Here is a 26,634-nt window from a genome sequence, read left to right as displayed (position 1 = left end):
TTGTCTGGTGTTCCCGGAGCCAACCCGCTTCGTGACCCCCAGGACCGACGGCTCCCGCGCATCGCGGGACCGTCGGGCCTGGTGATCTTCGGGGTCACGGGCGATTTGTCCCGCAAAAAGCTGATGCCCGCCGTCTACGACCTGGCCAACCGCGGCCTGCTGCCGCCGGGCTTCTCGCTCATCGGCTTCGCGCGCCGCGAGTGGCAGGACGAGGACTTCGCCCAGGAGGTCCACGACGCCGTCAAGCAGCACGCCCGCACCCCGTTCCGCGAAGAGGTCTGGCAGCAGCTCATCCAGGGGATGCGCTTCGTCCAGGGCAACTTCGACGACGACGAGGCCTTCGAGCAGCTGAAGAACACGATCCAGGAGCTGGACAAGGCGCAGGGCACGGGCGGCAACTTCGCCTTCTACCTGTCCGTGCCGCCGAAGTTCTTCCCCAAGGTCGTCCAGCAGCTCAAGAAGCACGGACTCGCCGACCAGAAGGAGGGCTCCTGGCGGCGTGCCGTCATCGAGAAGCCCTTCGGCCACGACCTGAAGAGCGCGCAGGAGCTCAACCAGATCGTGCACGACGTGTTCCCGCCCAACGAGGTCTTCCGGATCGACCACTACCTGGGCAAGGAGACGGTCCAGAACATCCTGGCGCTGCGGTTCGCCAACACGATGTTCGAGCCGATCTGGAACAGGTCGTACGTCGACCACGTGCAGATCACGATGGCCGAGGACATCGGCATCGGCGGCCGGGCCGGGTACTACGACGGCATCGGCGCCGCCCGCGACGTCATCCAGAACCACCTGCTCCAGCTGCTCGCGCTGACCGCCATGGAGGAGCCCGGCTCCTTCCACCCGAAGGCCCTGGTCGCCGAGAAGCTCAAGGTGCTCACGGCGGTGGAACTGCCGGAGGACCTGGGCAAGCACACGGTGCGCGGCCAGTACGCGCGCGCCTGGCAGGGCGGCGAGGAGGTCCTCGGCTATCTGGAGGAGGACGGCATCGACCCCAGGTCGACGACCGACACCTTCGCCGCGATCAAGCTGACGATCAACAACCGCCGCTGGGCGGGCGTGCCGTTCTACCTCCGTACCGGGAAGCGGCTCGGCCGCCGGGTCACGGAGATCGCGGTCGTCTTCAAGCGGGCCCCCTATCTGCCCTTCGAGTCCGGCGCGACCGAGGAGCTGGGCGGCAACGCCCTGGTCATCCGGGTCCAGCCGGACGAGGGCGTGACCGTGCGGTTCGGCTCCAAGGTGCCCGGCACCTCGATGGAGGTCCGGGACGTCACGATGGACTTCGCGTACGGCGAGTCCTTCACGGAGTCCAGCCCGGAGGCGTACGAGCGGCTCATCCTCGACGTGCTGCTCGGCGACGCCAACCTCTTCCCCCGGCACCAGGAGGTCGAACTCTCCTGGAACATCCTCGACCCGATCGAGGAGTACTGGGACAAGCACGGCAAGCCCGCGCAGTACCCGGCGGGCACCTGGGGCCCGGCCGAGGCCGACGAGATGCTCGCACGAGACGGACGGAGCTGGCGCCGGCCATGAAGATCGATCTCACGGAGACCACTTCCAGCAAGATCAACCAGGCGCTGGTGTCGGCCCGCCGCGCCATCGGCACCCCGGCCATCGGCATGGTGCTCACCCTGGTCATCGTCACCGACGAGGAGAACGCGTACGACGCGCTCAAGTCGGCCGGCGACGCCTCGCGCGAGCACCCCTCGCGGATCATCGCGGTGATCAAGCGGGTCAGCCGCTCGCCGCGCAGCCGCCGGGACGCGCGGCTCGACGCCGAGGTGCGCGTGGGTTCCGACGCGGGCACCGGTGAGACCGTCGTGCTGCGCCTCCATGGGGAGCTGGCCCACCACGCCCAGTCGGTGGTCCTGCCGCTGCTGCTGCCGGACGCCCCGGTCGTGGTCTGGTGGCCCCAGGACGCGCCCGCCGACCCGGCGAAGGACCCGCTGGGCGCGCTCGCCCAGCGCCGGATCACGGACGCGTACTCGGCGGAGCACCCGGGCCGGGAGCTGGCCACCCGCGCCGACTCGTACACCCCGGGCGACACCGATCTGGCCTGGACCCGCATCACGCCGTGGCGCTCGATGCTGGCGGCCTCGCTCGACCAGCAGTCCGCCCAGGTCGTCTCCGCGACCGTCGAGGGCGAGTCGGAGAACCCGAGCTGCGAGCTGCTCGCCATGTGGCTCGCGGACCGGCTCGGGGTGCCGGTGGAGCGCACCGTTTCCGCCGGGCCCGGTCTGACGGCCGTGCGGATGGAGACCAAGAACGGCGTCATCGTCCTGGACCGTCCCGACGGTTCGCTGGCCACGCTCTCGATGCAGGGCCAGCCGGACCGCGCGGTGGCGCTCAAGCGGCGGGACACCGCCGAGCTGCTCGCCGAGGAGCTGCGGCGGCTGGACCCGGACAACACGTACGCGTCGACGGTGAAGTTCGGCACGGAGAAGCTCGGCGGGGCGGCGGAGCCGAAGCAGGACGAGCCCGCTCCCGCCCCGGCGAAGAAGACGTCGGCCAAGAAGGCGGCGTCGAAGTGAGTGCTCCTCAGCTCGTCGTGCACCGCAACAAGGAACTGATGGCCCAGGCCGCCGCGGCCCGGCTGATCACCCGGGTCGTGGACGCCCAGGCCGCACGCGGTCGTGCCTCGGTGGTGCTCACCGGCGGGCGCAACGGCAACGGTCTGCTGGCCGCGCTCGCCCAGGCGCCCGCCCGGGACGCGATCGACTGGTCGCGGCTCGACCTGTGGTGGGGCGACGAGCGGTTCCTGCCGGAGGGCGACCCGGAGCGCAATGTCACGCAGGCCCGTGCGGCCCTGCTGGACTCGGTGCCGCTGGACCCGTCCCGGGTGCACGCGATGCCCGCCTCGGACGGCCCGGCCGGCAACGACGCCGAAGCGGCGGCGGCCGGGTACGCCGCCGAACTGGCCGCCGCGGCCGGCCCGGAGGACCACGGTCCGGTGCCGACGTTCGACGTGCTGATGCTGGGCGTCGGCCCGGACACGCATGTCGCGTCGCTCTTCCCCGAGCTGCCCGCGGTCCGGGAGACCGAGCGCACCGTCGTCGGTGTGCACGGCGCCCCCAAGCCGCCGCCCACCCGCATCTCGCTCACGCTGCCCGCGATCCGGGCGGCGCGCGAGGTGTGGCTGCTCGCCGCGGGCGAGGACAAGGCGGAGGCCGCGGAGATCGCGCTCTCGGGTGCCGGGGAGATCCAGGCCCCGGCGGCCGGCGCGTACGGACGCAGCCGCACCCTGTGGCTGATGGACGCGGCGGCCGCCTCCCGGCTGCCGCGCGCCCTGTACCCACCGGCCTCGGCCTGACCCGAGCGGCCGTCTGCACCACCTCGGCCACGGGCCCGGCCCGCTCCTCGGAGCGGGCCGGGCCCGTGGCGTACGCGGGGGCGGGGTCAGCCGGTGGGCGGGACGCGTTCCAGGAAGGGCTCCAGCAGGCCCGGTACGGCCTCGGCGGCGAAGTCGAGGCCCTCGCTCCCGTCCACGTCGTGCGCCGTGTACGCGCCCGCTCCGGCGGCCGTCGTCGCGGTGACGCTCAGCACCCCGGCCCGCCGCTGGAAGTACGTCTGCCCGATCGTCCAGCCGATGACGCCGGTCCGTTCCAGCGCGGCGGTCGAGCGCCGCACCGTACCGGACCTGACCACCAGGTAGTCGCCGCTGACGGCGTGTCCGAGGCCGCGGTACGCGTCGCGGGCCAGGAGCAGCCCGGCCGGCAGCCCGAGGACCGCGCAGGCCGACGCGATCCAGAGCAGCACGGGGGTCAGCAGCGCGCCCAGCAGGGCCAGGACGGCCACCGGGACGAGCACGGCCCACAGTGCCCGGCGCAGCCGTCGGCCGCGGGCCGCCGCGGGGTGGCGGACGAGCGGTGCGCCGGTCGGGGACACGGTCTCGCGCAGCACCTCGGCGGCCACCGTGTCGGCGACGGACCGGGGGGCCGGGGGCAGCAGGGTGTTGTGGTCGCCGTGCCGCTCCTCGTCGTCCTTGGCGAGTCCGGTGGTGATCGCGTCGACCCGGGCGGCGCCGCACATCCGGATGCCGAGCGGCTCGACGAGGTCCACGCCGCGCAGCCGCCGCTCCTCGATGGAGACCGACCGGGAGGTCAGCAGTCCGCGCCGGATGCGCAGGGTGCCGCCCGGTTCGCGTTCCAGCCGGTAGCCCCACCACATCTCGACCCACAGGCCGAGCGCCCCGACGACGCCGGCGGCCATCGCGGCGCCGGCGAGGGCCACGATCATGAGGGGCAGCGAGGTGTCCCGGAAACGGTCGCCGACCCAGGCGATCACCCGGCCCTGTGCCCCGAACCAGTCGCTGACCTGCATCACCGCTCCGGCCGCCGCGCCGCCGAGCGCCGGGGCGACGAACGACACCGGCGCATAGCGGATCCAGCGCGGGTCGAGGGCGGCGAGTTCGCCCTCGCGGTGGGGGCCCGGGGTGCCGGTGGCCGCCCGTGCCAGCAGTTCGCGGCGGAGCCGTTCGCCCTCCGCCCCGGAGACCGGGTCGAGCTCCAGGGTGGAGTCGTTGCCGGAGTGCTCACCGGTGCCGATGCGGACGGTGACCAGGCCCAGGACCCGTTGCAGCGGGTGGGCGGTGAGGTCGACGCTCCGGATCCGCTCGCGGGCCAGGGACCGCTTCTTGACCAGGAACAGTCCGGTGTGGAGTTCGACCCGTTCGGCGCCGATGCGGTAGCGGGTGCGGCGCCACCGGACGTGGTCGCCGGCCGCGGCGCAGCCGATCAGCAGGGCGGCGCCGGCCAGGACCAGGGCGACCGCGGGCCCGAACCCGAACCGCCCGGACAGGCCGAGCGTGATGGGCACGGCCGCGCCGGCCGTCACCCCGGCCGTGACGAGCGCGCTGACGAGGACCGTGCGCCGGTCCAGCCGCCGCCAGTCGACGGCGGTGGCCGTGCCGGGGTCGTCGACGCCGTGGCCGTCGTCCGCCGCGGCCGGGGGGACGGCCGCCCCGGCACTCATGTGGCGTCCCCGGGCGTGGCCCGGGTGATCCGGGTCAGCCGTTCGGCCAGTTCGGCCGCCGCCTCGTGGTCCAGCCCCTCGATCCGCACCTCGCCCTTGGCCGATGCCGTGGTCACGGTGACCGTGGCGAGCCGGTAGAGCTGTTCCAGCGGGCCGCGCACGGTGTCCACGGTCTGGATCCGGGACATCGGCGCGATCCGCCACTCCTGCCGGAAGAACCCGGTCCTGACGTACACCGCCTCGTCCGTGACCTCCCAGCGGTGGGTGCGGTACCACCAGGTGGGGAGGAGAAGGGCGCAGCCGGTGCCGAGGACCGCCAGGACCGCGGCGGGCAGCAGCAGCCAGAACCGGGCGACCTCGATGAGCACGCCCAGGACGGCCAGGACGGCCACGGGGGCGGCGGTCAGCAGCAGCCACTGGGTCCGCCACCATCCGACGGCCCTCGCGTCCAGCACGTTGTTCGGCGGCCTCAGCCGTACCGTTCCCGTCCCCTCCCCCCTGGTCATGGGCTCAGCGCCCCCGGCGGGTGCGGTACGCCTCGGCGAGCGCGGCGGTCGAGCTGTCCAGCTGCTCGCCACCCTCACCACCGCTCAGCACCGGCTCGATCCGCTTGGCGAGGACCTTGCCCAGCTCGACGCCCCACTGGTCGAAAGAGTCGATGTTCCAGACGGCGCCCTGGACGAAGACCTTGTGCTCGTACAGCGCGATGAGCTGGCCGAGGACGGACGGGGTCAGCCGGTCGGCCAGGATCGTCGTCGTGGGGTGGTTGCCGTGGAACGTCTTGTGCGGCACCAGCTCCTCGGGAACGCCCTCGGCGCGGACCTCGTCCGGCGTCTTGCCGAAGGCCAGGGCCTGGGTCTGGGCGAAGAAGTTGGCCATCAGCAGGTCGTGCTGGGCGACCAGGCCGGGCTGCAGGTCGGCGACCGGCTCGGCGAAGCCGATGAAGTCGGCCGGAATGGCCTTGGTGCCCTGGTGGATCAGCTGGTAGTAGGCGTGCTGGCCGTTGGTGCCGGGGGTGCCCCAGACGACCGGGCCGGTCTGCCAGTCCACCGGATTGCCGTCCCGGTCCACGGACTTGCCGTTGGACTCCATGTCCAGCTGCTGCAGGTACGCGGTGAACCTGGACAGATAGTGGCTGTACGGCAGCACGGCGTGCGACTGGGCGTCGAAGAAGGCGCCGTACCAGATGCCCAACAGCCCCATCAGCAAAGGGGCGTTGGCCTCGGCGGGGGCGGTGCGGAAGTGTTCGTCGACCAGGTGGAAGCCGTCGAGCATCTCGCGGAACCGGTCGGGGCCGATGGCGATCATCAGCGAGAGGCCGATGGCCGAGTCGTAGGAGTAGCGACCGCCGACCCAGTCCCAGAACTCGAACATGTTGGCCGTGTCGATGCCGAAGTCCGCGACCTTGCCGGCGTTCGTGGACAGGGCCACGAAGTGCTTGGCGACCGCTTCCTGACCGGCCCTCAGGCCGGTCAGCAGCCAGTCGCGGGCGGAGGTGGCGTTGGTGATGGTCTCGATCGTGGTGAAGGTCTTCGACGCGATGACGAAGAGCGTCTCGGCCGGGTCGAGGTCGCGCACGGCCTCGTGGAGGTCGGCGCCGTCGACGTTCGACACGAAGCGGACCGTGAGCGAGCGGTCCGTGAAGGAGCGCAGCGCCTCGTACGCCATGGCGGGGCCGAGGTCGGAGCCGCCGATGCCGATGTTGACGACGTTCCTGATGCGCCTGCCGGTGTGTCCGGTCCACTCCCCCGACCTGACGCGGTCGGAGAAGGCCGCCATCCGGTCGAGCACGGCGTGCACGCCGGGCACCACGTTCTCGCCGTCGACCTCGATCACCGCGTCGCGCGGGGCCCGCAGCGCGGTGTGCAGGACGGCGCGGTCCTCGGTCGTGTTGATCTTCTCGCCGCGGAACATGGCGTCCCGCAGTCCGGCCACGTCGGTGGCCGCGGCGAGCTCGCGCAGCAGCCGGAGCGTCTCGTCGGTGACCAGGTGCTTGGAGTAGTCGATGTACAGATCGCCGACCCGGAGGGTGTATCCGGTGCCGCGCCGCGGATCGTTCGCGAAGAGCTGCCGCAGATGGGTCGTCCCGAACTGCTCGCGGTGCTTGCCCAGAGCGGTCCACTCGGGCGTCTGGTTGAGCCTGGTTCGGCTTGGTGTGTTCATCCGGGATATCAGCCCAATTCTTCTCGTACCTGCAGTTGCCCCGCTGCGCCTCCAACCTAATTGATCGGAGCGGTGGACGAGGTACGGCAGAGCTGCGGCACGAGGGGGGAAGCAGTCCGGCCGGGCACCCCGTGGGTGCCCGGCCGGTGAACTTCCAGTGCCGCGAGGGCCCTAGATCTCGCCCCGGAGTTTCGCCAGGGCCTCGGCGAGGATGGCCTCGCCGTCCGCGTCGCTGCGCCGCTCGCGCACGTACGCGAGGTGCGTCTTGTACGGCTCGGTGCGCGGCGGGTCCGGCGGGCTGTCCTGGTCCTGACCGGCCGGGAAGCCGCAGCGCGGGCAGTCCCAGGTCTCCGGTACCTGCGCGTCACTGGCGAAGCTCGGCTGCGTCTCGTGCCCGTTCGAGCACCAGAAGGAGATGCGGAGGCGTGGCGCGGACTCGCCCCGCTCGGCCTCCCCCATCGGCCCCGCTCCGACCCGGCTTCCCCGGATCGCGTTGCCACTTGCCACGGCGTAACTCCCTGCGTGATGGTGCTCGAAGATGCCCCAGTCTACGTAAGGCCCAACGCGCGTCCAGTGAAAGGAGTTACACCCTCACCGGGAATCGCATACGACGGGTCAGCTGTCCAGCTTGATCAGCAGACCGAGCACGACAATGCACGCGAACCAGCCCAGACCGACGACCACGGTGATCCGGTCGAGGTTCCGCTCGGCGACCGAGGAACCACCGACGGACGACTGCATGCCGCCGCCGAACATGTCGGAGAGGCCGCCGCCCTTCCCCTTGTGCATCAGCACCAGCAGCATCAGCAGCAGGCTGAAGACGATCAGGGCGATCTCGAACGCCAAAACCACGGCTGGTCCCTACTTTCCGGAATCCTCTGGACTGCATGTGCGAACAACGGGGGCCGGGAGGCTGTACCCTCCTCGGCCCCCGCAAGGGTACGACGGATCCGCGCTACCGCATACTCACTGGTCGCGGAAGCGTACGATCCTGACGAACTCGTCGGCGTCCAGTGCGGCACCGCCGACCAGCGCGCCGTCCACGTCGGGCTGCGCCATGATCGCGGCGACGTTGCCGGCCTTCACCGAGCCGCCGTACTGGATGCGGACCGCGTCGGCCAGCTCCTGCGAGTACAGCTCGGCGAGCCGGCCGCGGATCGCACCGCAGACCTCCTGGGCGTCCTCGGGGGTGGCGACCTCGCCGGTGCCGATGGCCCAGACCGGCTCGTACGCGATCACGACGGACTCGGCCTGCTCGGCCGGGATGTCCTTCAGGGCGCCGTCGAGCTGGGCGAGGGTGTGGGCGACCTGGTCACCGGCCTTGCGGACGTCCAGGCCCTCGCCGACGCAGAGGATCGGCGTCAGGCCGTGCTTGTAGGCGGCCTTCACCTTGGCGTTGCAGATCTCGTCGGTCTCGCCGTGGTACTGCCGGCGCTCGCTGTGGCCGACGGCCACGTAGGTGCACCTGAGCTTGGCGAGCATCGGGCCGGAGACCTCTCCGGTGTACGCGCCGGAGTCGTGCGCCGAGATGTCCTGGGCGCCGTACTTGATCTTCAGCTTGTCGCCCTCGACGAGGGTCTGGACCGAACGCAGATCGGTGAAGGGCGGCAGGACGGCCACCTCGACGGCGTCGTAGTCCTTGTCGCTCAGGGCGAAGGCGAGCTTCTGGGTGTGGGCGATGGCCTCCAGGTGGTTGAGGTTCATCTTCCAGTTGCCCGCCATCAGCGGGGTGCGGGTGGTCATGAAAGGTCAGTCCTCCAGTGCGGCGAGGCCGGGGAGCGTCTTGCCCTCGAGGTATTCGAGGCTGGCGCCGCCACCGGTCGAGATGTGTCCGAATGCGTTCTCGTCGAAGCCCAGGGTGCGGACGGCGGCGGCGGAGTCGCCACCGCCGACGACGGTGAAGCCCGAGGAGTCGACGAGGGCCTGGGCGACGGCCCGGGTGCCCTCGGCGTAGTCGGGGTGTTCGAAGACGCCCATCGGTCCGTTCCAGAAGACGGTGACGGCGTCGACGAGCTTCGAGGCGTACAGCTTGTTGGTCTCGGGGCCGTTGTCCAGGCCCATGAACCCGGCCGGGATGGCGTCCGCGGGCACGGTGCGGTGCTCGGTCGGCGCCTTGTCCTTGAGATCCGGGAACCGCTCGGAGACCACGACGTCGACGGGGAGCACGAACTCCACGCCCTTCGCCTCGGCGCGCTCGAGGTACTCCAGCACCGCCGGGATCTGGTCCTCCTGGAGGAGCGAGCTGCCGACCTCGTGACCCTGGGCCTTGAGGAAGGTGTACGCCATGCCGCCGCCGATGAGGATGCGGTCGGCGCGCTCCAGCAGGTGGTCGATGACGCCGAGCTTGTCGGAGACCTTGGAGCCGCCGAGGACGACGGCGTACGGGCGCTCGACGTTCTCGGTGAGCTTCTTCAGGACGCCGACCTCGGTGGCGATCAGGTCGCCCGCGGCGTGCGGCAGCCGGGCCGGGAGGTCGAAGACCGAGGCGTGCTTGCGGTGCACGGCCCCGAAGCCGTCGCCCACGTACAGGTCGGCGAGCCCGGCCAGCTGATCGGCGAACGCGCCGCGCTCGGCGTCGTCCTTCGAGGTCTCACCGGAGTTGAAGCGGAGGTTCTCCAGGACGGCGACCCTGCCGTCGGTGAGCGCGGCGACCGTGGCGCGGGCGGACTCGCCGACCGTGTCGGTCGCGAAGGCCACGTCGGCGCCGATCAGCTCGCCGAGGCGGGCGGCGGCGGGCGCCAGGGAGAAGGCGGGGTCCGGGGCGCCCTTGGGGCGGCCCAGGTGCGAGGCGACAATGACCCGCGCGCCGGCCGCGGCGAGTTTCTCCACGGTCGGCTGGACGGCCCGGATGCGGCCGTCGTCGGTGATGGTGGTGCCGCTGAGCGGCACGTTGAGGTCGGCGCGGACGAATACGCGCTTGCCGGTGACCCCTTCGGCGAGAAGTTGGTCGATCGTCTTCATCTTGCTGGACTCCTTGGGAGGCGGGAGAGCATGCGACGGGGCCCGAACGGCGCGGCGTTGCGCTGTTCGAGCCCCGTGCTCACATCGAAGTGCCTGCCGGTTCGACGGTCAGAGCTGGCTGCCGACGAAGACGGTCAGGTCGACGAGGCGGTTGGAGTAGCCCCACTCATTGTCGTACCAACCGAGGATCTTCACCGTCCTGCCCTCCTGAACCATGGTCAGCGAGGAGTCGAAGGTGCAGGACGCCGGGTCGCTGACGATGTCCGAGGACACGATCGGGTCCTCGGTGTAGAACAGGATGCCCTTGAGGTCGCCGTCCTCGGCGGCCTTCTTGAACGCGGCGTTGACCTCGTCCTTGGTGACCTCGCGCTGGAGCTCGACGACCAGGTCCGTGGCCGAACCGGTCGGGACCGGGACGCGCATGGCGATGCCGTCCAGCTTGCCCTTCAGCTGCGGGAGGACCAGGGCCGTGGCCTTGGCCGCACCGGTGGTCGTCGGGATGATGTTCGCGGCGGCGGCGCGGGCGCGGCGCAGGTCCGAGTGCGGGAAGTCCAGGATGCGCTGGTCGTTGGTGTACGCGTGAACCGTCGTCATGAGGCCCTTGACGATGCCGAAGTTCTCGTCCAGAACCTTGGCCATCGGGGCGACACAGTTGGTCGTGCAGGACGCGTTGGAGACGACGTGGTGGTTGGCCGCGTCGTACTTGTCCTGGTTGACGCCCATGACGATGGTGATGTCCTCGCCCTTGGCCGGGGCCGAGATGAGGACCTTCTTGGCGCCGCCGGCGATGTGCTTCTCGGCGTCGGCCTTCTTCGTGAAGATGCCGGTCGACTCGACGACGATGTCGACCCCCAGGTCGCCCCAGGGAATGTCGGCCGGGTTGCGCTCGGAGAGCACCTTGATGGTGTGACCATCGACGGTGATGGTGTCGTCGGTGTGGCTGACCTCTGCCTTGAGACGACCGAGGATGGTGTCGTACTTCAGCAGGTGGGCCGTGGTCGCAGTGTCACCCAGGTCGTTGACAGCCACGATCTCGATGTCCGCACCCTGCTCCAGCAGCGCGCGGAAGTAATTACGCCCGATGCGACCAAAGCCGTTGATGCCTACGCGGATCGTCACGAACCGATCTCCTCGTTGAATACGCGGGATTTTCACCCCGGCGAGTTGTATGAGATGTCCCCGACCGCCTCCGACCCTACCTCTCCGGCGGCCACGGAGTGACATCGAGCAGGGCCGTAAGAACCACCGGGGCCCGCCTTCCTCGGCAGGAGTACGGGCCCCGGACGGCGGTTCGCGCGGGCGGTGACGACTACGGAGCGTCAACACTCCGAAGAGTGCCGCGCGTTCCGCGTACGACCGGTTTCGTGGGGGTTTCGGCTCAGCCCACCAGGCCGTCGGCGAGCTCCTCGCTGAGGGTGGATTCCGTGCCCGGGATGCCCAGGTCCTGGGCCCGCTTGTCGGCCATGGCCAGCAGGCGGCGGATGCGGCCCGCGACCGCGTCCTTGGTCAGCGGCGGGTCGGCGAGCGCGCCCAGCTCCTCCAGGGAGGCCTGCTTGTGCTCCATGCGCAGCCGGCCGGCCGCCGCGAGGTGCTCGGGGACCTCCTCGCCCAGGATCTCCAGGGCGCGCCCCACCCGGGCGCCCGCGGCGACCGCGGCGCGGGCGGAGCGGCGCAGGTTGGCGTCGTCGAAGTTGGCCAGCCGGTTGGCGGTGGCGCGGACCTCGCGGCGCATCCGCCGTTCCTCCCAGGCCAGCACCGACTCGTGGGCGCCGAGCCGGGTGAGCAGGGCGCCGATCGCGTCGCCGTCGCGGACGACGACCCGGTCCACCCCGCGCACCTCGCGGGCCTTGGCCGCGATGGAGAGCCGACGGGCGGCGCCGACCAGGGCGAGCGCCGCCTCCGGGCCGGGGCAGGTCACCTCCAGGGAGGAGGACCTGCCGGGTTCGGTGAGCGAGCCGTGCGCCAGGAAGGCCCCGCGCCAGGCGGCCTCGGCGTCGCAGGTGGCCCCCGAGACCACCTGCGGGGGCAGTCCGCGGATGGGCCGGCCGCGGCCGTCCACCAGGCCGGTCTGCCGGGCCAGCTGGTCGCCGCCCGCCACCACCCGTACGACGTAGCGGGAGCCGCGCCGCAGACCGCCGGGGGCCATCACGATCAGCTCGGAGCTGTGCCCGAAGATCTCGAGAATGTCCCGCTTCAGTCGGCGCGCCGCCATCGCGGTGTCCAGCTCCGCCTCGATCACGATCCGGCCGCTCACCAGGTGCAGTCCGCCCGCAAACCGAAGAATCGCCGAGACCTCTGCCTTTCTGCAGCAGGTCCGGGTCACGGGAAGCCGGGAGATTTCGTCCTTCACCGCCGGCGTCATCGCCATGGGCCGATCCTTCCATGCATCCGAAAAATACGGTCGTACGCGGCGGCCAACAGCTCCGGATCATGGATCGGAACGCCGTCGGGTGAGGCCACCGGCGCCAGCTCGACCGCGGCACCGAGCCGCTTGGCGGCGTCGGCGAGGGACTCGCGATCGGGCACGGCGGCTTCGTCGGCCAGCACCACGTCCAGGGCGAGTTTAGGGGCGTGTCGTCCCAAAACCTCCAAATGACGCTGCGGGGAGAAGCCATCAGTTTCACCGGGTTGCGGTGCGAGGTTGAGCGAGAGGACCTTGCGGGCCTTGGTCTCGACGAGCGCGTCGAGCAGTTCGGGGACGAGCAGGTGCGGGATCACGGAGGAGAACCAGGATCCCGGTCCGAGCACCACCCAGTCGGCGTCCAGTACCGCGGCGACGGCCTCGGGGACGGCGGGCGGGTCGTTGGGGACGAGGTGGACGGACTGCACCTCGCCGGGGGTGAGCGCCACGGTGGCCTGGCCGCGCACCGTGTCCACGTCGTCCGGGCGGGCCGGGTCGTGGCCCCGGACGAGCGCCTGGAGTTCCAGCGGCACGGCGGACATGGGCAGCACCCGGCCGTGCGCGCCCAGCAGCCTGCCGACCAGGTCCAGGGCCTGGACGTGGTCGCCGAGCTGTTCCCAGAGGGCGACGATCAGCAGATTGCCGACCGCGTGCTCGTGCAGGTCGCCCTTGGACTGGAAGCGGTGCTGGATCACCCGGGCCCAGGTCTGGCCCCAGTCGTCGTCCCCGCACAGGGCGGCGAGCGCCTTGCGCAGGTCGCCGGGCGGCAGGACGCCGAGCTCCTCGCGGAGCCGTCCGCTGGAGCCGCCGTCGTCGGCGACGGTGACCACGGCGGTGAGGTCGCCGGTGATCCGGCGGAGCGAGGCGAGCGACGCGGACAGGCCCATGCCGCCGCCGAGGGCGACGACCTTGGGCTGGGCGCCGCGCTTGCGGCCGGACAGCGCGGGAGTGGCTCTGCGCAGCCGCCGCAGGCGCAGATTGCGGCTGGTCACTCGCGCCCCATGTCCCGGTGCACGAGGACGGTCTCGATGCCTTCGGTCGCGAGCCGGGCCGCGAGCTTCTCGGACATGGCGACCGAGCGGTGCTTGCCGCCCGTGCAGCCGACGGCGATCGTCACGTAGCGCTTGCCCTCGCGGCGGTATCCGGCGGCGATGAGCTGGAGCAGCTCGGTGTACTGGTTGAGGAATTCCTTGGCGCCGGGCTGGTCGAAGACGTAGGCGGAGACCTCCTCGTTGCGCCCGGTGAACGGGCGCAGCTCGGGGACCCAGTGCGGGTTGGGCAGGAAGCGGCAGTCGACCACCAGGTCGGCGTCGACCGGCAGGCCGTACTTGAAGCCGAACGACATGACCGTGGCACGCAGCTCCGGCTCCTCCTCGCCGGCGAACTGGGCGTCCATCTTGGCGCGCAGTTCGTGCACGTTGAGGCTGGAGGTGTCGATCACCAGGTCGGCGTCGCCGCGCAGCTCGCGCAGCAGGTCGCGCTCGGCGGCGATGCCGTCGACGATCCGGCCGTCGCCCTGGAGGGGGTGCGGGCGGCGGACCGACTCGAAGCGGCGGACCAGGGCGTCGTCGGAGGACTCCAGGAAGACGATGCGCCGGGTGACGTGCTTGGCCTCCAGGTCGGCGAGGGACTCGCGGAGGTTGTCGAAGAAGCGGCGGCCCCGTACGTCGACGACGACGGCGATCCGCGCCACGTTGCCCTGCGAGCGGGCGCCGAGTTCGACCATGGTGGGGATCAGGGCGGGCGGCAGGTTGTCGACGACGAACCAGCCGAGGTCCTCCAGGCACTTGGCCGCAGTGCTGCGCCCGGCGCCCGACATCCCCGAGATGATCACCAGTTCGGGAATGGCCGCATTCCCGTCGCCGGTCTCGATGGTGGTGCCCGTACTCACGTGTCCTGCTCCGTCTGCTCGGTCGGTGCCGCCGTGCCCGATTTCGTTCTCGGGCCCGGCTTCGTGCTCGTGTTCACGCTCGGTCATGTCGTGCTGCCCCCGTCGTCCTCATTCAATGATCTCTCCTGTCGCCGTGTTCACGGCAGGCATGGCCGGGGCGGCCGAGGCGAGGGCGACGGCCACCGATTCCGCCGTTCTGCGGCCTATCCCCGGAACCTCGCAGATCTCGTCGATTGTCGCCTGCTTCAGCTTCTTCACGGAGCCGAAATGTTTGATCAACGCCTGTTTCCGGGTTTCACCGAGGCCGGGGACGGCGTCCAGGGGGCTGGAGCGGATGCGTTTGGCCCGTTTGGCGCGCTGATACGTGATCGCGAAGCGGTGGGCCTCGTCACGGACGCGCTGGAGGAGGTAGAGGCCCTCGCTGGAGCGGGGCAGGACGACGGGGTCGTCGTCATCGGGCAGCCAGACCTCTTCGAGCCGCTTGGCGAGGCCGCAGACGGCGACGTCGTCGATCCCCAGCTCGTCGAGGGCCCGCTTGGCCGCGGCGACCTGGGGCCGGCCGCCGTCGACCACGACGAGCTGCGGCGGATAGGCGAACCGCTTGGGGCGGCCGTCGTCCTCGCGGGACTCGCCGTCCGCCCCGGTGGTGTCGATGCCCGCGGCCGGGGCGGGGGCCGTGCCGTCCGGGGCGGGTGCGACGGAAGGGGCGACGGTCTGCGGCGCCGGGACGGGGCCGGTCGGAGCGGGGCCGGTGGGAGAAGGGCCGGCCGGGGCGGGGGCTCCGGGAGCCTCCTCCCACTCCCCCGTCCGTTCCTTCTCCTGGAGGTACCGCTTGAAGCGGCGGCCGATCACCTCGTGCATCGACCGGACGTCGTCCTGGCCCTCGAAGCCCTTGATCTGGAATCGGCGGTACTCGCTCTTGCGGGCGAGCCCGTCCTCGAAGACGACCATGGAGGCGACCACGTCGTCGCCCTGGAGGTGCGAGATGTCGAAGCACTCGATGCGCAGCGGGGCCGAGTCGAGGCCGAGCGCCTCGGCGATCTCCTCCAGGGCGCGGGAGCGGGTCGTCAGGTCGGAGGCGCGCTTGGTCTTGTGCAGGGCCAGGGCCTGCTGGGCGTTGCGCCGGACCGTCGCCATCAGGTCCTTCTTGTCACCGCGCTGCGGGATGCGCAGGCCGACCTGGGAACCCCGGCGGCCGGCGAGCCACTGGGAGACGGCCTCCGGGTCCTCGGGCAGGGCCGGGACGAGGACCTCCTTGGGGACGGCGTCCCCCGCCTCCTCGCCGTACAGCTGCTGCAGGGCGTGTTCGACCAGGCCCGCGGTGTCGACGTTCTCCACCTTGTCGGTGACCCAGCCGCGCTGGCCGCGCACCCGGCCGCCGCGCACGTGGAAGATCTGGACCGCCGCTTCGAGCTCGTCCTCGGCGACCGCGATCAGGTCGGCGTCGGTGGCGTCGGCGAGGACGACGGCGCTCTTCTCCATGGCCCGCTTGAGGGCCTCCAGGTCGTCGCGGAGCCGGGCCGCCCGCTCGTACTCCATCTCCTCGGCCGCCACCATCATGTCCTTCTCCAGGCGGCGGATGTACGTACCGGTGCGGCCGGCCATGAAGTCGCAGAAGCCGTCCGCCAGTTCGCGGTGTTCCTGGGGGGTGACGCGGCCGACGCAGGGGGCCGAGCACTTGCCGATGTAGCCGAGGAGGCAGGGGCGGCCGCTCCTGGCGGCGTTCTTGAAGACCCCGGCGGAGCAGGTGCGCACCGGGAAGACCCTGAGCATCAGGTCGACCGTCTCGCGGATCGCCCAGGCGTGTCCGTACGGGCCGAAGTAGCGGACGCCCTTCTTCTTGGCCCCGCGCATGACCTGTACGCGCGGGAACTCCTCGTCGAGCGTGACCGCGAGGTACGGGTAGCTCTTGTCGTCGCGGTACTTGACGTTGAACCGGGGGTCGAACTCCTTGATCCAGGAGTACTCCAGCTGGAGGGCCTCGACCTCGGTGGACACGACCGTCCACTCCACCGAGGCGGCGGTGGTGACCATCGTTCGCGTGCGCGGATGGAGCGCGGCCAGGTCCTGGAAGTAGTTGGCCAGGCGCTGGCGGAGGTTCTTGGCCTTTCCGACGTAGATCACCCGGCGGTGCTCGTCCCGGAATTTGTAGACCCCCGGGGAGTCGGGGATCTGTCCCGGCTTGGGGCGGTAGCTGGAGGGGTCTGCCATGTGTCCCACCCTACTTGCGGGCAGTGACAACGCGGCCGGTCCGGAAGGGGTGCCGTGCTCCGGGGCGCGGGCGGTGGGAGCGCGCCCGGAGCACGGGTCAGGGGGTGCCGTCGCCGGGCAGCGGGGCGCCCGGCGGCGGCTTCGGTCGCGCAGGGCCGTGGCGCCGCCGAGGGCGAGCACGCGAGGGCGCCGGCCCCGGCTGCGGCCGAGGCGGCGCTCGGGGCCGGGCCGGGTGCGGTGCTCGCAGTGACGGCCCCGGACTCCCCGGTGACGGATTCGGGACCGGTGACGGGTGCGGGGCCGGTGACGGGTGCGGGGCCGGTGACGGGTGCGGGGCCGGTGACGGGTGGGGGCGGTGCGTAGCCGCCCGTTTTCCCGGCGCGCGCGTACCCGGAGCCGGGGAGCTTGTCGCCGTACGCCTCCCGCACCCGGGCGCGATAGGCGGCCAGCGTGGTGCCGCGGGCGCCGACCGCGCGGACCGCGTCCTGGTCCAGCGGGAGCACCCTGGCCCCCTTCTGCACGAACCAGGCGTCCGTCTGCGGCTCGCGGAGGACCGCCCCGCCGGGGAGCTCGCGGGCGCCCGCGGCGGCGTACCGCGCCTCGTCGTCGCCGGTGGCCATGTTCACCACCTCCCGGTCACCGTCCTTCCCTTCCTTCGGAAGGGTCCACAGGGACGCCTTCTGTCCGTCCGAGGAGACGGCCGTGGTGGCGAGGTGGTCCAGGCGGGCCACGGGCACGCCCGGTTTCCCGGCGACGAAGTCCGGGGCCAGGGTGTGCACGGCCACGGTCGCGCCGACCAGGCGCGGAGCCGCCACCGACCTCGTAGCGCAATCAGCCGGTGACGTACGAACCGGGGTTGGCCCCGGCCCAGTACAGCCCGTCCTGGACATTGCCGAGCTGGCCTGCGAGGTGGGGCACTCGTAGCCCTGCGCACGACCGAAGGCGGCGTTGCAGAACTGGTTCTGCGAGCAGTTCCGGCCGAACCAGGTGGCGATGGTCTTGCCGGACGCCGCCCAGCACCAGTTGCTCTTCTGCTGGGCCTGCATGGTGATGTCCGGTCGCCGGGTCGCGGCGATGCCGTCCGGAGGCCGACCGTCCGGCCGCGCGGTCGTACCGTTCGCTGATGGATTCGTCCGAGGTGGTGGAGCGGCTGCTCGCGGAGTTGGGGTCACCGGTGGACGGCGGGCTGCACACGGTGGGGCACCACGAGCGGGTGCGGATCGGCCCCGGCCGGGAACTGCGGCAGCGCGAGTCGCAGCACGTGGTGCGGGCGCACCGGGACGACATCGATCGCTACCTCGCCGTCCACCGGGGCGACCCGGGCTGCGATCCGGCGCGGGTGACGGTGACGGCCCGGGAGAACTGCCGGACGGGGCGGGTCCGTTGGGACGGCGGGACGGCGGTCCTCGTCGCCGAGCTGCTCTTCGACACCCGGCTGAGGTCGGGCGACACGTACCTCTTCGGCCACGGCTTCGACGACGACACGGTAGGTCAGTGCGACGAGTACGTGCGCGGCTTCAGCTTCGGCGGCGGGCAGTACGTGCTGCAGGTGGGATTCGACGAGGCGGCGCTGCCGGTACGGTGCCGGCGCTGCCGGCGCTTCGCCCAGGTCTCGGCGGGCGCTCCGCGCGGCGCCCGTGCGGATCTCACGCTCACCGGCAGGCACCGGACCGTTCACCTGGTGGAGCAGGGGGTGCGGCCCGGCCTGGTCGGCATCGACGGGGACTGGGAGTGGCTCCGGCCCCGGCCGGGGTGCGGCAGGTCCCGTTCCCCTGATGGTGCCGGGCACCCGTACCGGCCGGGTGTGACGTGCCCGTTCCCTTTCGGCGCCGGGGTCCGGGCTCCGGGCACGGGGGCCAGCGCCGGGGCCCGGCCGGGGCTGGGTGTGTGCGTCGGCCGGGGTCAGGCCTCGGGGCCCGCGATCAGCTTGCCGCCCTCGACCCGGACCGGGACCGGGGGCAGCGGCGCGGTGGCCGGACCGCGCGTCGCCTTGCCGGTCGTGGTGTCGAAGTGGCTGCCGTGGCAGGGGCAGCTCCCCACGTTGTCCTCGACCCTGTCCAGCAGGCAGCCGCCGTGGGTGCACTGGGCGCTGAACGCCTTGTACTGGTCCTTGGCCGGGCAGGTGACGACGAGCCGCTGTTCGCGGTAGAGCTTGGAGCTGCCGACCGGGACCTCGTCCGGCGTGCCGAGCGCGACGGGGGCGGTCGGCGTCGGCGTCTCGGCGTGGCCGAGCTTCGAATCGGTCGAGCAGGCGGCCACTCCCAGCCCGGCGGCGCCGGCGAGAGCGGCACCCTTCAGCACGGTACGGCGGGCGGCGGGCTGGCCGGACATGCGGTCTCCACTGGTCGGAGGGACGGAGGGGTACCGGGGAGGGCTGAGGCACCGGGAGTACCTGGGCATCAGCGCCATCGGTGACGGAACCGACGATACCGGCGCCCCCGGACACCCCCGCGCCCGGCCCACCCGAGCACCCCACCGCCCCGGCCGAGCCCCGCCGCCCCCCCGGTCGTTCCCGGTCGAAGGCGTCTCCCAGTCGCCCCGTCGGCCGGGCGACCCCGACCGGAGGTGCGGCACGGGGCCGCACCTCTCGGGGCGCACGGGCGGATCGCCCTCGACGGCCCGCCCGTGCGCCGCGCGCCTCCCGTCTCAGGCCTCGCGGGCGCGGGTCGTCCTCTTCGCCGCGGGCTTCTTCGCGGCGGGCTTCTTCGCCGCCGTTCTGTCCGTCTTGGCCGTGGCGGACTTGGCCGTGCTCGTCCGGGCCGTGGCCGTCTGCCTGGCGGGGGCCGACTTCGCGGCGACCGTCTTCTTCACGGCCACCTTCCGCAGCGGCTTGCGGGCCGCGGGCACCGCGGCCTCGTTCACCCGGTCCGGGTCGAGGATGTCCTGGAGGAACTTGCCGGTGTGGCTGGCGGGGACCGCGGCGATCTGCTCCGGGGTGCCCTCGGCGACGACCAGACCGCCGCCGCTGCCCCCTTCGGGGCCCATGTCGACGACCCAGTCCGCGGTCTTGATCACATCGAGGTTGTGCTCGATGACGATTACCGAGTTGCCCTTGTCGACCAGCCCGGAGAGCACCTTGATGAGCTTGCTGATGTCCTCGAAGTGCAGCCCCGTGGTCGGCTCGTCCAGGACGTAGACCGTGCGGCCGGTGGAGCGCTTCTGCAGCTCGCTGGCGAGCTTCACCCGCTGCGCCTCACCGCCGGAGAGCGTCGGCGCGGACTGGCCGAGCCGCACGTACCCGAGACCGACCTCGTTGAGCGTACGGAGGTGGCGGGCGATCGTCGGGACGGCCTCGAAGAACTCCAGGCCCTCCTCGATCGGCATGTCCAGCACCTCGGCGATGGACTTGCCCTTGTAGTGGACCTCCAGGGTCTCCCGGTTGTAGCGCGCCCCGTGGCAGACCTCGCACGGGACGTAGACGTCCGGCAGGAAGTTCATCTCGATCTTGATCGTGCCGTCGCCTGCGCAGTTCTCGCAGCGGCCGCCCTTGACGTTGAAGGAGAAGCGGCCCGGCAGATAGCCGCGCACCTTCGCCTCCATCGTCTCCGCGAACAGCTTGCGGACGTGGTCGAAGACGCCGGTGTACGTGGCCGGGTTGGACCGGGGCGTACGGCCGATGGGCGACTGGTCGACGTGCACCACCTTGTCGACCAGGTCGTCCCCGTCGACCCGGGTGTGACGGCCGGGGACCGACTTGGCACCGTTCAGCTCCCGGGCCAGATGGGTGTAGAGGATGTCGTTGACCAGCGTCGACTTTCCGGAACCCGAGACCCCGGTGACGGCGGTGAGCACGCCGAGCGGGAAGGAGACGTCGATGTCCTGGAGGTTGTTCTCCCGGGCACCGTGCACCGTGAGCGTGCGCTCCGGGTCCACCGGGCGGCGGATCTCGGGCGTCGGGATCGACTTCTTGCCGTTCAGGTACTGGCCGGTGATCGACTCGTCGTTGCCGAGCAGTTCCTTGAGCGAGCCGGAGTGGACCACCTTGCCGCCGTGCTCACCGGCGCCGGGGCCGATGTCGACGACCCAGTCGGCGACCTTGATGGTGTCCTCGTCGTGCTCGACGACGATGAGCGTGTTGCCCATGTCGCGGAGCCGGACCAGGGTCTCGATCAGCCGGTGGTTGTCCCGCTGGTGCAGGCCGATGGACGGCTCGTCCAGCACGTACAGCACGCCGACCAGGCCGGAGCCGATCTGGGTGGCGAGCCGGATGCGCTGGGCCTCGCCGCCGGACAGGGTGCCCGCGGCGCGGTTGAGCGAGAGGTAGTCGAGGCCGACGTCGACCAGGAACCTCAGCCGCTCGTTGACCTCCTTCAGGACCCGTTCGGCGATCTTCTTGTCGCGGGCGTTCAGCTTCAGGCGGCCGAGGAATTCGGCGCATTCGCTGATCGACATCGCGGAGACCTCGGCGATGGACTTCTCCATCACCGTCACGGCGAGCACGATCGGCTTGAGCCTGGTGCCCTCGCAGGTCGGGCAGGGCACCTCGCGCATGTAGCCCTCGAAGCGCTCCCGGCTGGAATCGCTCTCGGCCTCGGAGTGCCGCCGCTTGACGAACTGCACCGCCCCTTCGAACGAGGGGGTGGTGTACGCGCGCTCCCGCCCGTAGCGGTTGCGGTAGCGGACCTCGGTCTGGATCTTGTGGCCGAAGAGCAGGGCCTTCCTGGCGCGCTGCGGCAGCCCGGCCCAGGGGATGTCCGTACGGAATCCGAGGGCCTCGGCGAGCGCGTTGATCTGCCGGCCGAAGTACTCCTTGGTGTGACCGTGCGACCAGGGGTGGATCGCGCCCTCGTCGAGCGACTTCTCCTCGTCGGGGACGATCAGCTCCGGGTCGACCTCCATCCGCGTACCGATGCCCGTGCAGTCGGGGCAGGCGCCGAAGGGCGAGTTGAACGAGAAGGAGCGAGGCTCCAGCTCCTCGAAGGAGAGGTCGTCGTACGGGCAGTAGAGGTGCTCGGAGTACATCCGCTCACGCTCGGGGTCGTCCTCGGGGAGGTCGACGAAGTCGAGCACGACCATGCCGCCGGAGAGCCCGAGCGCGGTCTCGACCGAGTCGGTCAGCCGGCGCTTGGCGCTGTCCTTCACCGTGAGCCGGTCGACGACCACCTCGATGGTGTGCTTCTCCTGCTTCTTCAGCCTGGGCGGCTCGGAGAGCTGGATGGTCACGCCGTCGACCCGGGCCCTGCTGTAGCCCTTGGTCTGCAGGTCGGAGAAGAGGTCGACGAACTCGCCCTTGCGCTCGCGCACCAGCGGCGAGAGCACCTGGAAGCGGCTGCCCTCGGGAAGGCCGAGCACCTTGTCGACGATGGCCTGCGGGGACTGGCGCGAGATGGGCCTGGAGCACTCGGGACAGTGCGGCTTGCCGATCCGGGCGAAGAGCAGGCGGAGGTAGTCGTAGACCTCGGTGATGGTGCCGACCGTCGAACGCGGGTTGCGCGAGGTCGACTTCTGGTCGATGGAGACGGCGGGCGAGAGCCCCTCGATGAAGTCGACGTCCGGCTTGTCCATCTGGCCGAGGAACTGGCGGGCGTACGAGGAGAGGGATTCCACGTAGCGTCGCTGGCCCTCGGCGAAGATCGTGTCGAACGCGAGGGACGACTTGCCCGACCCGGAAAGCCCGGTGAAGACGATGAGGGAGTCGCGGGGAAGGTCGAGCGAGACGTTCTTGAGGTTGTGCTCGCGAGCGCCACGGACGATGAGACGGTCGGCCACGCCGGTCCGCACCTTTCTGGAGAGAAATGGGGGAACTGAGCCCCCGTCCCAGGGTATGGGGGGCGCCACAGCGATGTACGAAGCTTTCGACTCCGAGCGTATAGCACGCGCATTCGATTTACGGACGTCTGCAACCTCCTTCACCCGAACGAGTGGCGGGGCTAGGCTCGGCCCCATGAACGATCATGTGCACGACCTGGAAGCCCTTCGTGAAGCCACCGATCGGCTGCTCGATGCCGCCGGGAAACTGGACGATGCCGCGCTCGCCCTGCCGTCCCGGCTGCCGGGCTGGAGCCGGGGGCACGTCCTCGCGCACCTCTCCCGTAACGCCGACGCGCTCGTGAACGTTCTCCAGGGCCGGCCCATGTACGCAGACAGCGAAACCCGCGACCGCGACATCGAGCGCGACGCGCCCCGGCCGCAGGGCGAGCAGCTGGCCGACCTGGCCGGGAGCGCGGCCCGCTTCGCAGAAGCCGCGTCGGTCCCGGCCGACTGGTCCCGCACGGTCACGCTGCGCAACGGCGTGACGGACTCGGCCTCCCGGGTCCCCTTCCGGCGCCGTGTCGAGGTCGAGCTGCACCACGTCGACCTGGGGATCGGCTACGAGCTGGAGGACCTGCCGGAGGAGTTCGTCTCCCGGGAGACCGACTTCCTCGTCGAGCGGTTCGACGGGCACCCCGACGTCGTGGCCACGAGCGTGGTCGACGAGGAGGGCCGGACCCGGACGACCGGCGGCGGCGCGACGGGCTCCCCCGTCACCGTCCGCGGCACCGCTCCCGACCTGCTCGGCTGGCTCTGCGGACGCCGCGACGGGTCGGCGCTGACCGTCGAGGGCGGCTCCCTTCCCGCGCTCCCCCCGCTATAGGCTGAGTCGCATGACGTACAGCGGAGCGGTCAGGGTCGGCGGGCCCGCCGATGTGCACGAGCTGACAGATCTGATGATCTCCAAGGTCGCCGTCGGCACGATGAACAACAACGCGTATCTGCTGCGCTGCCGAGCCACCGGCGAGCAGCTGCTGATCGACGCGGCCGCCGAGGCCGGGACGCTGTTGCGGCTGATCGGTGACGACGGCATCGCGTCCGTCGTCACCACCCACCGGCACGGCGACCACTGGCAGGCGCTCGGCGAGGTCGTCGCGGCCACCGGGGCGCGGACCTACGCCGGACGGTACGACGCCGAGGGCATCCCGGTCCCGACCGACGTCCTGGTCGACGACGGGGACACGGTCCGGGTGGGCCGGGTCGCCCTGACCGCCCGTCACCTCGTCGGCCACACCCCGGGCTCCATCGCACTGGTCTACGACGACCCGCACGGCGCCCCGCACCTGTTCACCGGGGACTGCCTCTTCCCGGGCGGGGTCGGCAACACGCACAAGGACCCCGAGGCCTTCGCGAGCCTGCTCCACGACGTGGAGACCAAGCTCTTCGACCGGCTGCCGGACGAGACGTGGGTCTACCCGGGCCACGGCCATGACACCACGCTCGGTGCGGAGCGCCCGCACCTGGCGGAGTGGAGAGCCCGAGGCTGGTGAACCGGAACCTCGTACAAGCGGGGCCGCCCTGAATGGGGCCGGCCCCGCTTTGGTGTCCGGGCCGCGACGGTGCCCGGCCCGCGTGCCCCCGAAAGTGAACCAGCGGCGGCCTCGAGCGACGGGCCGGCCCGGCAGGCGGCGGAGGTGCCCGGGACAGCAGAGAAGCCGGCCGAAGACGAACACGACCAGGAGCAGCACAAGGAGCACGCCACCTGCCGCGTTGTACGGCCGCATGTCCACCTGCCCGGACGCCGAGGAGAACGCCGAGATGGACCCGGAGGAGGCTGATGGGGCGCCGTCGGTCAGATGACTTCTTGCTGCCCCTGGTTGGGCTGCTCCAGCTGCTGGCGCTTGCGCTGGCCGACGAGACACCACGCCTTGCAGTCGCCGCCGCAGGCGTCCTCTTTGATCACCAGCCCCGAACGGCCTATGTCCGCCCGACGGCCTCGCAGGCATGGGTGGGACGCTGTTGGTTAATCCGGGGCCTGGCCACTTCGCCCCGTCGATCCTTTGATCGGCGGGGCGCAGTGCTGCGAAGTGGCGGGTGCGGGCTCGTGGTTGGCCGGTGATGTGGGCGTCGATGCGGGCGAGGTTGATCGCGGCGCCGGTGAGCTGGTGCTGGAGGCTGGTCTTCGCGAGGCCTCGGCAGCGGGATCTGCGCAGGCCGCAGCGCCGACGGCCTGGAAGATGGTGCCCTCGACACCGGCACGGATCTTGTACCGCTCCTTCCAGCCATCGGTTCGCTGCTCGGCTCGGGCCGTGCGGACGGTTTCGTGTTCGTCGCGGCCCTGCCGGAGGTTGAGCTCGCGGCGCTGGGCTGTGGGTGAGTCGACGAGTCGCGCAGGTGAAGGCAGGGGCGGCAGTCGGCCGGGCTGAGGCGGACCCGGATGACGGGCAGGCCCTGCTGGGAACGCCGCTCGGCCCACTGCGTACTGACGAGGCCGTTCGGGCAGGTCACCCGCTCGCGGTCCCAGTCGATGGTGAAGGCGTCCTGCCCGAAAGGGCCGTCGGCCAACGCGGCGGTGTGGGCGGCCATCGGCCCGTGCAGGACGATGCCGTGCTCCCGTCGGGCGGTCACGACCTGGCCGGCGGTGGGATATCCGGCTTCGCCCCGGTGCTCATCCGGCGCAGCGCGCCCCCGTCCACGTACGAGGCCACGGTCCGCGCCGGCGTCAGGAGCCGCCACACCACCAGGTCGTGCTCGGGCGGGTCCCCGTCCAGTCCCTCCACCCGATCGAGTGGGCGAGCGGGGGCTGCCCTCCGGCTCTTCGGGGGGTATCCCCCCGAAGAGTTGGAGGCTTCTCCCCATGTGCGGCAGCGGAATCGCAGGAAATGATTCTTCTCAAGTTGCAATACGTAAGTTGAGAGGTAACAGCATGGCTAGGCACCGGAAGCGGATCAGTCGACGGGTACTGCTGGCGACGGCGGCGGTCGCGACAGGAGCGTTCCTCGCGCCCGTGGCGGTCCAGGCCGCTTCGGCCGACAGGGCCGGCAGGGCCGGCAGCGAGCAGAACCCGGTCCGGGCACTGGAGAAGGCGGCCCACCCGCTGCGCTCGACCGAGCCCGGGAAGAACACGGCCGACCTGCGAGCCCTGGGCTCGATGATCGGCGACGCCAAGGTGGTCGGCCTCGGCGAGGCCACCCACGGCTCCCACGAGTTCTTCGCCATGAAGGAGCGGGTCTTCCGCTACCTCGTCGAGGAAAAGGGCTTCACCACCTTCGCCCTCGAAATGAGCTGGTCCGCCGGGGTCCAGATCGACGACTACCTCCAGACCGGCAAGGGCGACGCCCGCAAGATCGCCAAGGAGACCCTGGCCGACTCCCCTTGGGAACGCGAGGAGTTCGTCAGCCTCATCGAGTGGATGCGTGACTACAACAGCCGCCACCCCGAACGCACCGTCCACTTCATGGGCGACGACCTCAACGCCCCCACGATGGACGACGCGTTCTTCGACCGGGTGACCGACTACGTGCAGCAGCACCACCCGGACGCGCTGCCGAAGCTCAACGAGCTCTACACCGGCCTGCGCCCGATCAACGACTTCCTCGACTACCTGAGCAAGCCGCTCGCGGAACGGCAGCAGCTCGCCGCCAAGGCACAGGAGGCCCTGGAACTGGTCAGCAGCCAGAAGGGCTCCGGCGACGCGTTCGCATGGGCCGAGCAGAACGCCCGCTCCATCGCCCAGACCGCCAAGTTCCTCACCATCAACCCCGAGGACTCGGACTCGGTGTCCACCTCCCAGCGCTTCCGCGACGAGGTGATGGCCCAGAACGTCGCCTGGTGGCAGCAGCGCACCGGCCAGAAGGTCCTGCTGTCGGCGCACAACAACCACGTCGCCTACGCCGCCTCCACCCCCGAGCTGTATCCGAAGACGCAGGGGTCGTTCCTGCGCGACACGATGGGCAAGGACTACCTCCCCATCGGCTTCACCTTCAACCAGGGCTCCTTCCTGTCGAAGGACACCGCGCTGGGCGGCGATTGGAAGAAGTTCACCGTGGACGCCGCCAAGCCCGGCAGCAACGAGAACACCCTCGACCAGGTCCGTTACCGGGACTTCTACCTCGACCTCCGCAACGCCCCGGCCCCCGCGCGCAACTGGCTGAGCGCTGCCCGGCCCATGCTCAACATCGGTACGCTGTGGCCCACGGAGCCGCGCGAGGCCGCGCTCGGCAAGGCCTACGACGTCCTCATCCACCTCCACGAGGTCAGGGAGGCCGACAATCTGAAGCCGTGACGGCCTGGTTCCGGCCCCGGCGCGAGCCGTCCGACACCACCCGACCTTGTGGAGAGGCCG

The 26,634-nt window shown here is 71.2% G+C and carries 21 protein-coding genes and 4 pseudogenes; 7 read left to right on the top strand and 18 right to left on the bottom strand.

What is annotated here, in order from left to right; translation table 11 throughout:
* From zwf to pgl, 3 genes are read left to right on the top strand one after another with little or no spacing between them, the layout of a single operon-like run.
* Positions 1-1,533 (top strand): glucose-6-phosphate dehydrogenase, encoded by a 1,533-nt coding sequence (zwf, locus tag ACWCXX_RS11515; RefSeq protein ID WP_451126117.1) that lies wholly within the window; start codon positions 1-3, stop codon positions 1,531-1,533.
* Complete coding sequence (opcA, locus tag ACWCXX_RS11510; protein WP_451126116.1) at positions 1,530-2,531, top strand: glucose-6-phosphate dehydrogenase assembly protein OpcA; 1,002 nt, start codon at positions 1,530-1,532, stop codon at positions 2,529-2,531. The genes zwf and opcA overlap by 4 nt, the downstream gene beginning before the upstream one ends.
* The gene (gene pgl / locus ACWCXX_RS11505; protein WP_451126115.1) at positions 2,528-3,310 is read left to right on the top strand and encodes a 6-phosphogluconolactonase; all 783 of its coding nucleotides are present in this window, start codon (positions 2,528-2,530) and stop codon (positions 3,308-3,310) included. The genes opcA and pgl overlap by 4 nt, the downstream gene beginning before the upstream one ends.
* 86 nt (positions 3,311-3,396) lie before the next feature.
* Here pgl and ACWCXX_RS11500 read toward each other — a convergent pair whose 3' ends face one another.
* The 14 genes and pseudogenes from ACWCXX_RS11500 to ACWCXX_RS11435 form a co-directional block, all read right to left on the bottom strand.
* A complete protein-coding gene (locus tag ACWCXX_RS11500) occupies positions 3,397-4,971 on the bottom strand; it encodes a PH domain-containing protein (RefSeq protein WP_451126114.1) in 1,575 nt (524 codons plus the stop codon).
* On the bottom strand, positions 4,968-5,477 hold the full coding sequence (locus ACWCXX_RS11495; protein WP_451126113.1) for a PH domain-containing protein: 510 nt from the start codon (positions 5,475-5,477) through the stop codon (positions 4,968-4,970). The genes ACWCXX_RS11500 and ACWCXX_RS11495 overlap by 4 nt, the downstream gene beginning before the upstream one ends.
* Positions 5,478-5,481: 4 nt before the next feature.
* Positions 5,482-7,134, bottom strand: coding sequence for a glucose-6-phosphate isomerase (gene pgi, locus ACWCXX_RS11490; protein ID WP_451126112.1), 1,653 nt, complete (start codon positions 7,132-7,134; stop codon positions 5,482-5,484).
* A 171-nt stretch (positions 7,135-7,305) separates the two neighbouring features.
* Entirely contained in the window at positions 7,306-7,593 is a 288-nt protein-coding gene (locus tag ACWCXX_RS11485) for an RNA polymerase-binding protein RbpA (protein WP_356934760.1), read from the bottom strand.
* Between the two features lie 156 nt (positions 7,594-7,749).
* Entirely contained in the window at positions 7,750-7,986 is a 237-nt protein-coding gene (gene secG, locus ACWCXX_RS11480; RefSeq protein WP_148834158.1) for a preprotein translocase subunit SecG, read from the bottom strand.
* Positions 7,987-8,100: 114 nt separating this feature from the next.
* Positions 8,101-8,877 carry a triose-phosphate isomerase gene (tpiA, locus tag ACWCXX_RS11475; RefSeq protein WP_451126111.1) on the bottom strand — a complete coding sequence of 259 codons (777 nt, stop codon included), beginning with the start codon at positions 8,875-8,877 and terminating at the stop codon, positions 8,101-8,103.
* A 6-nt stretch (positions 8,878-8,883) separates the two neighbouring features.
* Positions 8,884-10,095 (bottom strand): phosphoglycerate kinase, encoded by a 1,212-nt coding sequence (locus ACWCXX_RS11470; protein WP_451126110.1) that lies wholly within the window; start codon positions 10,093-10,095, stop codon positions 8,884-8,886.
* A 108-nt stretch (positions 10,096-10,203) separates the two neighbouring features.
* Positions 10,204-11,214 (bottom strand): type I glyceraldehyde-3-phosphate dehydrogenase, encoded by a 1,011-nt coding sequence (gene gap / locus ACWCXX_RS11465; protein ID WP_451126109.1) that lies wholly within the window; start codon positions 11,212-11,214, stop codon positions 10,204-10,206.
* A gap of 259 nt (positions 11,215-11,473) precedes the next feature.
* Positions 11,474-12,463: a DNA-binding protein WhiA gene (gene whiA, locus ACWCXX_RS11460; RefSeq protein WP_030919772.1), complete on the bottom strand. Its 990-nt coding sequence runs from the start codon at positions 12,461-12,463 to the stop codon at positions 11,474-11,476.
* Positions 12,454-13,488, bottom strand: coding sequence for a gluconeogenesis factor YvcK family protein (locus tag ACWCXX_RS11455; RefSeq protein WP_451126108.1), 1,035 nt, complete (start codon positions 13,486-13,488; stop codon positions 12,454-12,456). Before ACWCXX_RS11455 ends, whiA begins: the two co-directional genes overlap by 10 nt.
* Positions 13,485-14,474 carry an RNase adapter RapZ gene (gene rapZ / locus ACWCXX_RS11450; protein ID WP_451126107.1) on the bottom strand — a complete coding sequence of 330 codons (990 nt, stop codon included), beginning with the start codon at positions 14,472-14,474 and terminating at the stop codon, positions 13,485-13,487. The genes ACWCXX_RS11455 and rapZ overlap by 4 nt, the downstream gene beginning before the upstream one ends.
* Positions 14,475-14,495: 21 nt before the next feature.
* Positions 14,496-16,598, bottom strand: coding sequence for an excinuclease ABC subunit UvrC (uvrC, locus tag ACWCXX_RS11445; RefSeq protein ID WP_451126235.1), 2,103 nt, complete (start codon positions 16,596-16,598; stop codon positions 14,496-14,498).
* 111 nt (positions 16,599-16,709) lie between these two features.
* Positions 16,710-17,422 (bottom strand): annotated as a pseudogene (locus ACWCXX_RS11440) (hypothetical protein); the annotation flags it as partial.
* 10 nt (positions 17,423-17,432) lie between these two features.
* Positions 17,433-17,770 (bottom strand): annotated as a pseudogene (locus ACWCXX_RS11435) (papain-like cysteine protease family protein); the annotation flags it as partial.
* Here ACWCXX_RS11435 and ACWCXX_RS11430 point away from each other — a divergent pair.
* Positions 17,683-18,330 (top strand): annotated as a pseudogene (locus ACWCXX_RS11430) (hypothetical protein); the annotation flags it as partial. The pseudogenes ACWCXX_RS11435 and ACWCXX_RS11430 sit on opposite strands and share 88 nt — an antisense overlap.
* 170 nt (positions 18,331-18,500) lie before the next feature.
* On the opposite strand, the gene ACWCXX_RS11425 reads toward ACWCXX_RS11430, so the two are convergent.
* Both ACWCXX_RS11425 and uvrA read right to left on the bottom strand, forming a co-directional pair.
* Positions 18,501-18,929, bottom strand: a complete 429-nt coding sequence (locus ACWCXX_RS11425; RefSeq protein WP_451126106.1) for a Rieske (2Fe-2S) protein — start codon at positions 18,927-18,929, stop codon at positions 18,501-18,503.
* 315 nt (positions 18,930-19,244) lie between these two features.
* Entirely contained in the window at positions 19,245-22,307 is a 3,063-nt protein-coding gene (gene uvrA / locus ACWCXX_RS11420) for an excinuclease ABC subunit UvrA (protein ID WP_451126105.1), read from the bottom strand.
* A gap of 175 nt (positions 22,308-22,482) precedes the next feature.
* Here uvrA and ACWCXX_RS11415 point away from each other — a divergent pair, with 175 nt between their 5' ends.
* Positions 22,483-23,172: a maleylpyruvate isomerase family mycothiol-dependent enzyme gene (locus ACWCXX_RS11415; RefSeq protein WP_451126104.1), complete on the top strand. Its 690-nt coding sequence runs from the start codon at positions 22,483-22,485 to the stop codon at positions 23,170-23,172.
* Between the two features lie 10 nt (positions 23,173-23,182).
* Positions 23,183-23,839, top strand: coding sequence for an MBL fold metallo-hydrolase (locus tag ACWCXX_RS11410; RefSeq protein WP_451126103.1), 657 nt, complete (start codon positions 23,183-23,185; stop codon positions 23,837-23,839).
* Positions 23,840-24,331: 492 nt separating this feature from the next.
* Here ACWCXX_RS11410 and ACWCXX_RS11405 read toward each other — a convergent pair.
* Together ACWCXX_RS11405 and ACWCXX_RS11400 are read right to left on the bottom strand one after the other, a co-directional pair.
* A pseudogene (locus tag ACWCXX_RS11405) lies at positions 24,332-24,965 on the bottom strand (transposase); the annotation flags it as partial.
* Positions 24,914-25,069 (bottom strand): hypothetical protein, encoded by a 156-nt coding sequence (locus ACWCXX_RS11400; RefSeq protein WP_451126102.1) that lies wholly within the window; start codon positions 25,067-25,069, stop codon positions 24,914-24,916. The gene ACWCXX_RS11400 and the pseudogene ACWCXX_RS11405, both read right to left, overlap by 52 nt.
* A 146-nt stretch (positions 25,070-25,215) precedes the next feature.
* Between ACWCXX_RS11400 and ACWCXX_RS11395 the strand changes: the two genes are divergently transcribed.
* Positions 25,216-26,574: an erythromycin esterase family protein gene (locus tag ACWCXX_RS11395; protein ID WP_451126101.1), complete on the top strand. Its 1,359-nt coding sequence runs from the start codon at positions 25,216-25,218 to the stop codon at positions 26,572-26,574.
* The last annotated feature ends 60 nt before the right edge of the window (positions 26,575-26,634 follow it).

This window comes from Streptomyces sp. NPDC001732 (assembly GCF_053596315.1).
This window is presented reverse-complemented; position numbering and strand designations above follow the sequence as displayed.